The following is a 13,604-nucleotide window of genomic DNA, read 5'->3' as shown; positions in this document are numbered from 1 at the left end:
GATGCACGGCGCACAAGGTCTGTGCTAATTGTTGACGGCCCCCATGGGCGGGGATCCCGAACGCACAAGGAGTCACCATGAAACGCGTCTTCACCGTTCTTGCCTTGCTCATCGTCGCGCTGCTCGTCGCCGCCGGCGGCTACGTGTACAGCAAGCAGCCGACGCGTCAGGGCCAGATGGCGCTGCGCAACCTGCAAGGCTCGGTGACCGTGCGCTACGACGAACGCGGCGTCCCCCACATCCGCGCCGAAAGCGAAACCGACCTCTACCGCGCCCTCGGCTACGTGCACGCCCAGGACCGGCTGTTCCAGATGGAAGCCATGCGCCGCCTGGCCCGAGGCGAGCTGGCCGAAGTGCTGGGGCCCAAGCTGCTCGACACCGACAAGCTGTTCCGCAGCCTGCGCATCCGCGAACGGGCCGCCAGCTACGTCGCCGGCCTCGACCGCCAGTCACCGGCGTGGAAGGCCCTGGAAGCCTATCTGGACGGCATCAACCAGTATCAGGACAGCCACGCCGCCCCCCTCGAGTTCGACGTGCTGGGCATCCCCAAGCGGCCGTTCACCGCCGAAGACAGCATCAGCGTCGCCGGCTACATGGCGTACAGCTTCGCGGCGGCGTTTCGCACCGAGCCGTTGCTGACCTACGTGCGCGACCGGCTCGGCGCCGACTACCTGAATGTCTTCGACCTCGACTGGCAGCCCAAGGGTGTGCTGGCCAAGGGGCGCAGCCCTTCGGCGCTGGCCCTGGCCGCCAGCGACTGGCAAGACCTGAACGCCCTCGCCCGACTCAGCGAACAGGCGCTGATCGACCACGGCCTGCCGCAGTTCGAAGGCAGCAACGCCTGGGCGGTCGCCGGCAGCCGCAGCAAGAGCGGCAAGCCGCTGCTGGCCGGGGATCCGCACATCCGCTTCTCGGTGCCGGCGGTGTGGTACGAGGCGCAGCTGTCGGCGCCGGGCTTCGAGCTGTACGGCTATCACCAGGCGCTGGTGCCGTTCGCGTTCCTGGGGCACAACCTGGACTTCGGCTGGAGCCTGACCATGTTCCAGAACGACGACCTGGATCTGGTGGCCGAAAAGGTCAACCCGGACAACCCGAACCAGGTCTGGCACCGCGGCCAGTGGACGGACATGGTCAGCAGCGAGCAGCAGATCGCGGTGAAAGGCCAGGCGCCGGTGACCGTCACCCTGCGCCAGTCGCCCCATGGCCCGATCGTCAACGACGCCCTCGGCACCGCCGCCGGCAAGACACCCATCGCCATGTGGTGGGCTTTCCTCGAAACGCCCAACCCGATCCTCGACGGTTTCTACCAGCTCAACCGCGCCGACACGCTGGCCAAGGCCCGCGCCGCGGCGGCCAAGGTGCAGGCGCCGGGGCTGAACATCGTCTATGCCAACGCCAAAGGCGACATCGGCTGGTGGGCGGCGGCCCTGCTGCCCAAGCGTCCGGCCGGGGTGAAGCCGGGCTTCATCCTCGACGGCGCGAGCAGCCAGGCGGACAAGGACGGTTACTACCCCTTCAGCGCCAACCCCCAGGAAGAGAACCCGGCGCGGGGCTACATCGTGTCGGCCAACTTCCAGCCGGTGTCGCCCACCGGCCTGGAGATCCCCGGCTACTACAACCTGGCCGACCGTGGCCAGCAGCTCAACCGCCAGCTCGCCGACAAGTCCGTGAAGTGGGACAATGAGGCCAACCAGAAGCTGCAGCTGGGCACCGCCACCGCCTACGGGCCGCGCCTGCTGGCGCCGCTGCTGCCGGTTCTGCGTGAGGTAGTGAGCGACCCGGCGCAGCTCAAGCTGATCGGGCAACTGACCCAGTGGCAAGGCGACTATCCGCTGGATTCGGTCAGCGCGACGGTGTTCAACCAGTTCCTGTACGACCTCGCCGACGCGGCGATGCGCGATGAGCTGGGCAACGACTTCTTCGAGACGCTGCTGTCGACCCGGGTGATCGACGCCGCGTTGCCGCGCCTGGCGGCGAACGCCGACTCACCGTGGTGGGACAACCGCGCCACCCCGGAAAAGGAAACCCGCGCCGACACCGTCAAGGCGGCCTGGCAGGCCAGCATGGCGCACCTGAAGCAGACCCTGGGCGACGACCCGGCGCGCTGGCAGTGGGGCACGGCGCACACCCTGACCCACGGCCACCCGCTGGGCCAGCAGAAGCCCCTGGATCGGATCTTCAACGTCGGCCCCTACGCCGCGCCGGGCAGCCACGAAGTGCCGAACAACCTCTCGGCGAAGATCGGCCCGGCGCCGTGGCCGGTCACCTACGGGCCGTCCACCCGGCGCCTGATCGACTTCGCCGACCCGGCCCACAGCCTCACCATCAACCCGGTGGGCCAGAGCGGCGTGCCGTTCGACAGCCACTACGACGATCAGGCCGAGGCCTACGTGGACGGGATGTACGTGCAGGCGCACTTCAGCGACGAGGAAGTGACGGCCAACACCCGCAGCACCCTCAAGCTGCTGCCGGCGCGGGCGGCCCAGTAACCTTCAGCGCGGCGCCTGGCAAGTCGAGTCGTCACACCGCAGCTCCCACAGGTATCGAGGATCACCGAAGACCACTGTGGGAGCGGGCTTGCCCGCGATGAGGCCCGCCGGATCGCCCCTGCCCCTCAGACCTGCAACGCAAAGTGCTGCCGGAACTGCAGCGGCGTCACGCCGAGCCTGCGGTTGAACACATTGCGCATGTGCTGCGCATCACGGAAGCCGCACCGGTAGGCGACGGTCTTGAGCGGCAAGGCCGTGCTCTCCAGCATCACCCGCGCCGCATCCACCCGTGCCCGTTCGACGAACTCCGCCGGGGTGACCTGCGCCTCACGGGCAAACACTCGGGAAAACGTGCGTGCGCTCATGTTCGCGGCCTTCGCCAGGTCAGCGATGGCCAGGTTCCCGTCCAGATGGGCCAGCACATACTGCTGCACCTGCGCGACCGCCGACGTCGGCTCGGCGTGGGGCGTCAGGAACGGGCTGAACTGCGACTGGCCGCCGGCGCGCTGGGTGAACACCACCAGGCGCTTGGCCACGTTCAGCGCCACGTCCGCGCCGTGGTCGCGCGCCAGCAGATACAGCGTCAGGTCGATCCCCGCCGTCACCCCTGCCGAGGTGTAGAGCGCGCCGTCCTCGACATACAGGCGGTCCGCTTCGACCCGGGCCTGCGGACACAGCTGCGCCAGGGCCTGGGCATCGTTCCAGTGGGTGGTCACCGTGCGCCCCTCCAGCAGGCCGGCACGGGCCAGCATGAACGCGCCGTTGCAGATCGAACCGAAGCGCCGCGCCCGCCCGCAGGCCTCGCGCAGCCAGCCATCGAACGCCTCGCCGAAGGTTGTGAACGGCAATTGCGGTCCGCCGGCCACCAGCAGCAGGTCGTAGGTTTGCGACGCTTCGCGAAAATGCCGGTCGGGGGTCAGCGCCAAGCCGTTGGAGCAGCGCACCGGCCCGGTTTCGGTGCCGATCACTTCCAGGCGGTAGTGATCCTCCGGCGCCAGAAAGCGCCCGGCCTCGGCCAGCACGTCCATGGGGCCCGTGACATCCAGCGACTGCACGCCGGGGAACACCACGATGGCGACGGTTCTGTTCATGGTTCAGGCAAATCCCTGTGGCGAGGGCCCAAACCTTAGCCAATCCGCGCTCCGGAAGCGAGCTGGCACGATTTGCAGGCGCATTGGCAAGGATCGCAGCCATGGGTCGATTGTCCCGTTCCGGGCCGGGGAACAGACTTTGTCCATCAGCGCCGCCACGGCGTTTTCCACGAGGACGACTCCCATGAGCACCACCATCGCCGGCATCAGCATCCCCGACAGCGCACTGGCCCGCGCCACCACCGAATACATCCGCGACATCGAGTCCGACCTGCTCTATCACCACTCGCGCCGGGTGTTCCTGTTCGGCGCGCTGAGCGGCGAACGCCGGCAACTGGCCTACGACCCGGAGCTGCTCTACGTCGGCGCGATGTTCCACGACCTGGGCCTGGTCGAAGGCCACCGCAGCGACGACGAGCGCTTCGAGGTCGACGGCGCCAACGCGGCCGCAGCCTTCCTCAAGCCTTACGGCTTGAGCGACGACGACATCGAGCAGGTGTGGCTGTCGATCGCCCTGCACACCACCCCGGGCGTGCCCAAGCACTTGCGCCCGACCGTGGCGCTGGTGACCGCCGGCGTGGAGATGGACGTGCTGGGCATGGACTACGCCGCGTTCACCCACGTGCAGCGCGAAGCCGTGGTGCATGCGCACCCGCGGGGCGAGGGGTTCAAGGAGTGCATCATCTGCGCGTTCGCCGACGGCTTGCGCCACCGTCCGCAGACCACGTTCGGCAATGTGAAGACCGATGTGCTGAAGGATCAGGAACCGGGGTTCAAGCCGATGAACTTCGTCGAGGTCATCCGCCACTCACCGTGGATTTCCTGATCACATAAAAACCTGTGGGAGCGGGCTTGCCCGCGATGACGTCATAACAGCCAACAAATTTGTTGAATGTCAGACCGCTATCGCGGGCAAGCCCGCTCCCACAGGGATTGGGGACAACCACAGAACTGTGATCTCCCCCGGATTCAAGCCACTTCCGGGGTGGCCGAGCGGCGCACGTCCGGTTGCTTCCACGAATCGGCAGCGCTTTCCTCGATGGCTTGCTGGATCGCCTTGCGGCGCGCTTCCTCGGCACGGCGGCTGAAGAACCAGACCAGGAAGGTCACCAGCGACACCGCCAGCAGGATCAGGCTGGCCACGGCGTTGATCTCAGGCTTCACGCCCAGGCGCACCGCCGAGAACACTTCCATCGGCAGCGTGGTCGAGCCGGGGCCGGACACGAAGCTGGCCAGCACCAGGTCGTCCAGCGACAGGGCGAACGACATCATGCCGCCCGCCGCCAGCGACGGCGCGATCATCGGGATGGTAATCAGGATGAACACCTTCCACGGCCGCGCGCCGAGATCCATCGCCGCCTCTTCGATCGACAGATCCAGCTCGCGCAGGCGCGCCGACACCACCACCGCCACATAGGCCGCGCAGAACGTGGTGTGGGCGATCCAGATGGTGACGATGCCGCGCTCCTGGGGCCAGCCGATCATCTGCGCCATGGCCACGAACAGCAGCAACAGCGACAGGCCGGTGATCACCTCAGGCATCACCAACGGCGCGGTGACCAGGCCGCCGAACAGCGTGCGGCCCTTGAAGCGGGTGATGCGGGTCAGCACGAACGCCGCCAGCGTACCCAGCGCCACGGCGGCGATCGCGGTGTAGCAGGCGATCTCCAGCGAGCGCACCACCGAACCCATCAGCTGGGTGTTGTCGAGCAGGCCGACGTACCACTTCACCGACCAGCCGCCCCACACCGTCACAAGCTTCGAGGCGTTGAACGAGTAGATCACCAGGATCAGCATCGGCAGGTAGATGAACAGCAGGCCCAGCACCAGCATCAGGCTGGAGAAACGGAAGCGCTTCATTCTTTACCCTCCATTTCCTTGGCCTGGCTGCGGTTGAACAGGATGATCGGCACGATCAGGATCGCCAGCATCACCACCGCCAGGGCGGAGGCCACCGGCCAGTCGCGGTTGTTGAAGAACTCTTGCCACAGCACCTTGCCGATCATGAGCGTCTCGGGGCCGCCGAGCAGCTCAGGGATCACGAACTCGCCCACCACCGGGATGAACACCAGCATGCAGCCGGCGATGATGCCGTTCTTGGACAGCGGCACGGTGATTTTCCAGAAGCTGTTGAAGGTGCTCGAGCCCAGGTCGGACGCGGCCTCCAGGAGGCTCGGGTCATGCTTCACGAGGTTGGCGTAGAGCGGCAGGATCATGAACGGCAGGTACGAGTAGACCACACCGATGTACACCGCAAGGTTGGTGTTGAGGATCTGCAGCGGCTCATCGATAAAGCCCATGCTCATCAGGAAGCCGTTGAGCAGGCCGTTGTTGCTGAGGATGCCCATCCACGCATAGACGCGGATCAGGATCGCCGTCCAGGTCGGCATCATGATCAGCAGCACCAGCACGGTCTGGGTTTCCTTGCGCGCGGTGGCGATGCCATAGGCCATCGGATAGCCGATCAGCAGGCACAGCAGCGTGCTGAAGAACGCCATCTTCAGCGAGCCGAGGTAGGCCGACAGGTACAGCTCGTCGTCGCCCAGCATCGCGTAGTTGCCCAGGTTCAGCAGCAGCTGCAGCTTCTGCTCGGCGTAGCTGTAGATCTCGGTGTACGGCGGGATGGCCACGTCGGCTTCGGCGAAGCTGATCTTCAGGACGATGAAGAACGGCAGCATGAAGAACAGGAACAGCCAGATGAACGGAACCCCGATCACCAGCTGGCGGCCACCGGGAACGATCCGGTTGAGGCGACGCTTGAGTTTGCGCATGTTCATGAGCGAAGCACCACGCCGCTGTCGTCTTCCCACCACACGTAGACCTGGTCGCCCCAGGTCGGACGCTGGCCGCGGCGCTCGGCGTTGGCGACGAACGACTGCACCAGCTTGCCGCTCGGCAGCTCGACGTAGAACACCGAATGGCCGCCCAGGTAGGCGATGTCGTGCACCTTGCCGCTGGACCAGTTGTACTCGCAGGTCGGCATGTCGGCGGTGACCAGCAGCTTCTCCGGACGGATCGCGTAGGTCACGGACTTGTCCTGCACCGAGGTGCTGATGCCGTGGCCGACGTAGATCTGCCGGTCCAGGTCCTTGCAGGTGATGGTCGCGTGGCCTTCGGCGTCGTCGATCACTTCGCCTTCGAAGATGTTCACGTTGCCGATGAATTCACAGACCAGGCGGCTGGTCGGGGTTTCGTAGATGTCGATCGGGCTGCCGATCTGGGCGATCCAGCCCAGGTGCATGATCGCGATGCGCTCGGCCATGGTCATGGCCTCTTCCTGGTCGTGGGTCACCATCACGCAGGTCACGCCCACGCGCTCGATGATCTCCACCAGTTCCAGCTGCATCTGCGAGCGCAGCTTCTTGTCCAGCGCGCCCATCGGTTCGTCGAGCAGCAGCAGCTTGGGCCGCTTGGCCAGCGAACGGGCCAGGGCCACACGCTGACGCTGGCCGCCGGAGAGCTGGTGCGGCTTGCGCTTGGCGTACTGGCTCATCTGCACCAGCTTGAGCATCTCGGCCACGCGGGCGTCGATCTCGGCGGACGGGATCTTGTCCTGCTTGAGGCCGAAGGCGATGTTCTGCGCCACGGTCATGTGCGGGAACAGGGCGTAGGACTGGAACATCATGTTGATCGGACGCTCGTACGGCGGCATGTCGGTGATGTCGACGCCGTCGAGGAAAATGCGCCCCTCCGTGGGCCGTTCGAAGCCTGCCAGCATCCGCAGCAGGGTGGACTTGCCCGATCCCGAGCCGCCGAGCAGGGCGAAGATCTCGCCCTTCTTGATTTCCAGGGACACGTCGTCCACGGCAACCGTCTCGTCGAACTTTTTCGTGACCCGGTCGATTTTGACCAGCACCTGTTTCGGTGTCTGGTCGCCCTCGAGGGCTTTCTTGTAGGCGCCGGAGGCAACTGCCATTTACGAAACTCCCAACAGAATGTGCAGTTCGCCCACGCAAGACGAACGCTGGATAGTTTGATCCTTGAAGTTATTTGCCCGACTTGACCGTGGTCCAGCTGCGGGTCATCAAACGCTGAATCTTGGGCGGCAATTCCTTCGACACGTAGAGCTTGTCGAGGATGGCCTGCGGCGGGTAGACCGCCTCATCGGTGCGGATGGACTGTTCCATCAGCTTGTCCGACCCCGGGTTGGGGTTGGCGTAACCGACGTAGTCGCTGACCTGGGCGATCACCTCAGGCTTGAGCAGGTAGTTGATGAAGGCATGGGCCTCTTTGACGTTGGTCGAATCCTTGGGGATCGCCAGCATGTCGAACCACAGCGCACCGCCCTCTTTCGGGATCGCGTAGGCGATGTTCACGCCCTTCTTGGCCTCTTCGGCGCGGTGCTTGGCCTGGAAGATGTCGCCGGAGAAGCCGACCGCCACGCAGATGTCGCCGTTGGCGAGGTCGGTGATGTACTTGGAGGAATGGAAGTAGGTCACGTACGGACGCACCGCCAAAAGCTTCTCGGTGGCCTTCTTGTAGTCGGCCTCGCTGGTGCTGTTGGCGTCCAGGCCCAGGTAGTTGAGCACGGTCGGCATCATTTCGTCGGCCGAGTCGAGGAACGCCACGCCGCAGCTCTGCAGCTTCTTGATGTTCTCAGGCTCGAACAGCACGCCCCAGGAATCGATCTTGTCGACGCCCAGCACGGCCTTGACCTTGTCGACGTTGTAGCCGATGCCGTTGGTGCCCCACAGGTACGGCACGGCATACAGGTTGCCCGGGTCGTTCTGCTCCAGGCGCTTGAGCAGCGCCGGGTCGAGATTGCCGTAGTTGCCCAGCTGGGACTTGTCGAGCTTCTGGAACGCCCCTGCCTTGATCTGCTTGCCCAGGAAGTGGTTCGACGGCACGACCACGTCGTAGCCGGTGCGGCCGGCCAGCAGCTTGCCTTCCAGGGTTTCGTTGGAGTCGAACACGTCGTAGACCGGCTTGATCCCGGTGGCCTTCTGGAAGTCCGCCAGGGTGGTCTCGCCGATGTAGTCCGACCAGTTATAAATATGCACCGTACCGGCGGCCTGGGCTCCGACAGCGAAGGTCAGGCCGACTGCGGCCAGCAGGGCATTGCGCAACGAAGAAAAAATAGGCAAGTGAAGGTCCTCTAAAATCAGTTGGGCCCAAGTTGCCCCGCATTGCATGACAGCCGTGGCTGCCCGGCAACAAAACCGGCGCGCAACTTACCCTCGAAAAACCGTTCAAGCAAAACTTTCAGTCATTTAATTGCGCCGCTGGCCGCCCTCGCGGGGACGACGGCCAGCGGTCGCTGCCTCAAACCGGCTTATTTGCCGGACTTGATCTTGGTCCAGCTGCGGGTCAGCTCACGCTGGGTCGCGGCCGGCAGGTCGGCGATCGCATACAGCTTGGCCTGCACGTCCGCCGGCGGGTAGATGCCCGGATCGCTGGTGATGTCCTTCTCCACCAGTGGCGTGGCGGCGGCGTTGCCGTTCGGGAAGCGTACGGCGTTGGTGATGCCGGCCATGACTTCAGGCTTCTGCAGGAAGGTCATGAACTTGTAGGCGCCTTCAACGTTTTCGGCATCCTTCGGAATGGCGACCATGTCGAAGAAGCTGCCAGCGCCTTCCTTCGGAATGGCGTAGCTGACTTTCACCTTGTCACCCGCCTCGGCGGCACGGGACTTGGCCTGCTGCACGTCACCCGAGTAGCCGACCGCTACGCAGATGTTGCCGTTGGCCAGGTCCGAGATGTACTTGGAGGAGTGGAAGTAGGTGATCGAAGGACGGATCTTGAGGAACAGTTCCTCGGCCTTCTTGATGTCGTCTTTCTTCTGGCTGTCGGTCGGCAGGCCCAGGTAATGCAGCGCGACCGGGATCATTTCGGTCGGCGAATCGAGGAAGCTCACGCCGCAGCCCTTGAGCTTGGCGATGTTCTCAGGCTTGAGCAGCACGTCCCAGGAATCGATCTTGTCGGTGCCCAGCGCCGCCTTGACCTTCTCCGGGTTGTAGCCGATGCCGATCGAGCCCCACATGTACGGGAAGGCGTGCTTGTTGCCCGGGTCGCTGACCGACACGGCCTTGAGCAGATCCTGGTTCAGGTTCTTCCAGTTCGGCAGCTTGGAGGTGTCCAGCTCCTGGTAGACGCCGGCCTTGATCTGCTTGGCCAGGAAGTTGTTCGACGGCACGACCACGTCGTAGCCGGACTTGCCCGCCAGCAGCTTGGCTTCCAGGGTCTCGTTGCTGTCGAACACGTCGTAGACGACCTTGATCCCCGACTCCTTCTCGAAGTTGGCGATGGTGTCCGGCGCGATGTAGTCCGACCAGTTGTAGACGTGCAGCACTTTGTCGTCCGCGTGGACCGCACCCGCCATCATGCCCGCCACGGACAGGGCGAGCAGTGTCTTGCCAGCAAGCTTTTTACCTAATGCCTTCATGCGTCATGCTCCAAATTTTTCTTTTTTGAACCACTTTGTTCAGCGGCCGAACCCCGACAACCGGAACCGCGGCTAGTCTGGCAAGATCCGGGCCGGTCTTTCAAGGAAAGACCGGCCTTTCTGACAGCTCCGTGCGCGCATGCCGGCGGCACCCACGCAAAGAGCCTAGCACTTAGCCTTGCAACGCACTCAGGGTCAGATCCAGGCATTTGCGCGCCTTGGTCACCAGCTCATCGATTTCCGCCTTGCTGATCACCAGCGGCGGGGCAATGATCATGGTGTCGCCCACGGCGCGCATGATCAGCCCGTTGTCGAAGCAGAACTGGCGGCAGATCATGCCCACGCCCTTGCCTTCGTAGCGCTTGCGGGTGGCCTTGTCCTGCACCAGCTCGATGGCCCCCAGCAGGCCGACCCCGCGCACTTCCCCCACCAGCGGGTGATCGTTGAGTTCACGCAGACGCTTTTGCAAATACGGTGCCGTTTCCTCGTGGGCGCGCTCGATGATCTTCTCTTCGCGCAGGATGCGGATGTTCTCCAGCCCCACCGCCGCCGCCACCGGGTGGCCGGAGTAGGTGAAGCCGTGGTTGAAGTCGCCGCCCTCGTTGAGCACCGCCACCACTTCGTCGCGCACGATCAGGCCGCCCATCGGGATGTAGCCGGACGTCAGGCCTTTGGCGATGGTCATCATGTGCGGCTTGAGGCCGTAGAAATCGCTGCCGAACCACTGGCCGGTACGGCCGAAGCCGCAGATCACTTCGTCCGCCACGAACAGGATGTCGTACTTGGCGAGGATCTCCTTGATGCGCGGCCAGTAGGTGTCCGGCGGAATGATCACGCCGCCCGCGCCCTGGATCGGCTCGGCGATGAAGGCGCCGACGTTGTCCACGCCGATCTCCAGGATCTTCTCTTCCAGCTGGTTGGCCGCCCAGATCCCGAACTCTTCGGGGGTCATGTCGCCGCCTTCGGCGAACCAGTACGGTTGGGCGATGTGGACGATGCCCGGGATCGGCAGGTCGCCCTGCTCGTGCATGTAGGTCATGCCGCCCAGGCTCGCGCCGGCCACGGTGGAGCCGTGGTAGCCGTTCTTGCGGCTGATGATGACTTTCTTGTTCGGCTGGCCCTTGATCGCCCAGTAGTGGCGGACCATGCGCAGCATGGTGTCGTTGCCTTCGGAGCCGGAGCCGGTGAAGAACACGTGGTTCATGCCCTCGGGCGCCACGTCGGCGATGGCCTTGGCCAGTTCCAGCGCCGGCGGGTGGGCGGTCTGGAAGAACAGGTTGTAGTACGGCAGCTCGCGCATCTGTTTCGCGGCGGCGTCGGCCAGTTCGTCGCGGCCGTAGCCGATGGCCACGCACCACAGGCCGGCCATGCCGTCGAGGATCTTGTTGCCCTCGCTGTCCCACAGGTACACGCCCTTGGCATTGGTGATGATCCGCGGGCCCTTCTCCTTCAACTGCTTGAAGTCGCTGAACGGAGCCAGGTGATGCTCGCTGCTCAAGGTTTGCCACTCACGGGTTTGCGGGTTGTTGCTGGTCATGCCAATTCTCCTTGTTATCGGTGAAGGCGCGGCGTGCGACGGCCGCGCCGGGCGCGTCAGACGGCGAACAGCAGGTATTCGCGCTCCCACGAACTGATCACGCGCTTGAAGTTTTCATGCTCGGCCCGCTTGACCGCGACGTAGCCGGTGATGAAGTTCTTGCCCAGGTATTTCTCGATGGTGGCGCTCTTCTCCATGCGCTCCAGGGCATCCTCGATGGTCAGCGGCAGGCGCAGGTTGCGGCGCTCGTAGCCGCGGCCCACCACCGGCGCGCTCGGGTTGAAGCCCTCGACCATGCCGATGTAGCCGCACAGCAGGCTCGCGGCGATGGCCAGGTACGGGTTGGCGTCGGCGCCCGGCAGGCGGTTCTCCACCCGGCGGTTCTGCGGGCCGGCATCCGGCACGCGCAGGCCCACGGTGCGGTTCTCTTCGCCCCACTCCACGTTCACCGGCGCCGAGGTGTCCGGCAGGAAGCGGCGGAACGAGTTGACGTTCGGCGCGAACAGCGGCAACAGCTCGGGGATCAGCTTCTGCAGGCCGCCGATGTGGTGCAGGAACAGCTGGCTCATGGTGCCGTCTTCGTTGGAGAAGATGTTCTTGCCGGTCTCGATGTCGATGATGCTCTGGTGCAAGTGCATCGCACTGCCCGGTTCGCCGGTCATCGGCTTGGCCATGAAGGTCGCGGCCACGTCGTGCTTGAGCGCGGCTTCGCGCATGGTGCGCTTGAACACCAGGATCTGGTCGGCCAGGGACAGCGCGTCGCCGTGACGGAAGTTGATTTCCATCTGCGCGGTGCCGTCCTCGTGGATCAGGGTGTCCAGGTCCAGCTCCTGCAGTTCGCACCAGTCGTAGACGTCTTCGAACAGCGGGTCGAATTCGTTCGCCGCCTCGATGGAGAACGACTGGCGGCCGATCTCCGGACGCCCGGAGCGGCCCACCGGCGGCTGCAGCGGATAGTCGGGGTCGTCGCTGCGCTTGGTCAGGTAGAACTCCATCTCCGGCGCCACGATCGGCTGCCAGCCCTTGTCGGCATAGAGCTTCAGAACCTTCTTGAGCACGTTGCGCGGCGACAGCTCGATGGGGTTGCCCTGCTTGTCGTAGGTGTCGTGGATCACCTGGGCGGTCGGCTCGATGGCCCACGGCACCAGGTACACCGCGCTCTGGTCGGGACGGCAGACCATGTCGATGTCCGCCGGGTCGAGCAGTTCGTAATAGATGTCGTCTTCGACGTAGTCGCCGGTCACGGTCTGCAGCAGCACGCTCTCCGGCAGGCGCATGCCCTTTTCGGCGATGAATTTGTTGGTCGGCGAGATCTTGCCCCGGGTGATGCCGGTCAGGTCGCTGATCATGCATTCGACTTCTGTGATCTTGTGGTCTTTCAACCAATCGGTGAGCTGGTCGAGGTTGGTGCTCATAAGTGCCTCTGGGCTGTCGCCTGACGCGTGTCAGGCCTTGTTTGACGCACGGGGCGTCGCGTTAAAGGGGGCTTGCGTGCGCGCAGTGCCGGCTTACGCCGGGCACCGCGCATCGACAATGAAGGAGGAGCTTACCTGCCCTTTACGCTGGCGTTGCATTTCCTGTGCGAACCTTGGGTGTGCAGAATCGTGTGCACCGCGCCGGGCACCGCACAGGCCGGAGGAATGAAAGCGATCTATATTGAAAGGAGAACCGCTGAAGGGGATGCCGCCGCGTGCGTCCTCAATACCGGACGCCGACGCTTTTCCCGCCGGGGACAGGAGTCCCTTCGACAGGCCACGGGCCTTGCCGGCCGCGCTGCGCACGGACGTGTCGCCACTGATGTGATGAGCATGCTGGCCAGACGGCTGGAAGCCGTCGGTGACGCCGATGATCGGCAGGCGAGACATGAAGCACCCCGGTATTATTGCTGTTATGGGTTTGACCCGAGCTTAGCCTTGTTCATTTTTTTACACAACACCCCCGTAAAAAATACAACACGGCCTGCTCAAGCCCGCGGGTGGCGTGAATTCCGCGGACAAAAAAAAGCCCCAAAGCGCCCCATAAATGCCCCCGTGGCGCTTTTTTAGGGCAAAAAAGGCCTCGCTTGACTTCGGCAGGCCGTTCGGGTTGACTGAAACCCGAAAAGA

The 13,604-nt window shown here is 64.4% G+C and carries 11 protein-coding genes; 2 read left to right on the top strand and 9 right to left on the bottom strand.

Features of this window, described 5'->3' with window-relative positions; all coding sequences use genetic code 11:
- Window positions 1–77: 77 nt before the first annotated feature.
- On the top strand, window positions 78–2,489 hold the full coding sequence (locus tag CAG29_RS02065; protein WP_085693804.1) for a penicillin acylase family protein: 2,412 nt from the start codon (window positions 78–80) through the stop codon (window positions 2,487–2,489).
- 125 nt (window positions 2,490–2,614) lie between these two features.
- Here the strand turns inward: CAG29_RS02065 and CAG29_RS02060 are convergent, their stop codons facing one another.
- A complete protein-coding gene (locus tag CAG29_RS02060) occupies window positions 2,615–3,580 on the bottom strand; it encodes a GlxA family transcriptional regulator (protein ID WP_085580994.1) in 966 nt (321 codons plus the stop codon).
- A 184-nt stretch (window positions 3,581–3,764) separates the two neighbouring features.
- Here CAG29_RS02060 and CAG29_RS02055 point away from each other — a divergent pair, with 184 nt between their 5' ends.
- Window positions 3,765–4,406, top strand: coding sequence for an HD domain-containing protein (locus CAG29_RS02055; RefSeq protein WP_085580996.1), 642 nt, complete (start codon window positions 3,765–3,767; stop codon window positions 4,404–4,406).
- A 143-nt stretch (window positions 4,407–4,549) separates the two neighbouring features.
- Here CAG29_RS02055 and CAG29_RS02050 read toward each other — a convergent pair whose 3' ends face one another.
- From CAG29_RS02050 to CAG29_RS28060, 8 genes are all read right to left on the bottom strand, one after another.
- The gene (locus CAG29_RS02050; protein ID WP_085580998.1) at window positions 4,550–5,440 is read right to left on the bottom strand and encodes an ABC transporter permease subunit; all 891 of its coding nucleotides are present in this window, start codon (window positions 5,438–5,440) and stop codon (window positions 4,550–4,552) included.
- On the bottom strand, window positions 5,437–6,357 hold the full coding sequence (locus tag CAG29_RS02045) for an ABC transporter permease subunit (protein WP_085581000.1): 921 nt from the start codon (window positions 6,355–6,357) through the stop codon (window positions 5,437–5,439). Before CAG29_RS02045 ends, CAG29_RS02050 begins: the two co-directional genes overlap by 4 nt.
- Window positions 6,354–7,496: an ABC transporter ATP-binding protein gene (locus CAG29_RS02040; RefSeq protein ID WP_085581002.1), complete on the bottom strand. Its 1,143-nt coding sequence runs from the start codon at window positions 7,494–7,496 to the stop codon at window positions 6,354–6,356. Before CAG29_RS02040 ends, CAG29_RS02045 begins: the two co-directional genes overlap by 4 nt.
- Window positions 7,497–7,566: 70 nt before the next feature.
- Window positions 7,567–8,664, bottom strand: a complete 1,098-nt coding sequence (locus tag CAG29_RS02035; protein ID WP_085581004.1) for a polyamine ABC transporter substrate-binding protein — start codon at window positions 8,662–8,664, stop codon at window positions 7,567–7,569.
- Between the two features lie 188 nt (window positions 8,665–8,852).
- Window positions 8,853–9,962 carry a polyamine ABC transporter substrate-binding protein gene (locus CAG29_RS02030; RefSeq protein ID WP_085581006.1) on the bottom strand — a complete coding sequence of 370 codons (1,110 nt, stop codon included), beginning with the start codon at window positions 9,960–9,962 and terminating at the stop codon, window positions 8,853–8,855.
- A 172-nt stretch (window positions 9,963–10,134) separates the two neighbouring features.
- Entirely contained in the window at window positions 10,135–11,499 is a 1,365-nt protein-coding gene (locus CAG29_RS02025; protein ID WP_085581008.1) for an aspartate aminotransferase family protein, read from the bottom strand.
- 56 nt (window positions 11,500–11,555) lie between these two features.
- Entirely contained in the window at window positions 11,556–12,914 is a 1,359-nt protein-coding gene (locus CAG29_RS02020) for a glutamine synthetase family protein (RefSeq protein WP_085581010.1), read from the bottom strand.
- Between the two features lie 93 nt (window positions 12,915–13,007).
- Window positions 13,008–13,364, bottom strand: a complete 357-nt coding sequence (locus tag CAG29_RS28060; protein WP_139831472.1) for a glutamine amidotransferase — start codon at window positions 13,362–13,364, stop codon at window positions 13,008–13,010.
- Between the last annotated feature and the right edge of the window lie 240 nt (window positions 13,365–13,604).

The sequence above is a fragment of the Pseudomonas sp. B7(2017) genome (assembly GCF_002112745.1).
In the GTDB taxonomy this organism is placed as follows: domain Bacteria; phylum Pseudomonadota; class Gammaproteobacteria; order Pseudomonadales; family Pseudomonadaceae; genus Aquipseudomonas; species Aquipseudomonas ekonensis.
Note: the sequence above shows the minus strand (reverse complement) of the source record. Positions and strands in the feature narration are given on the sequence as shown.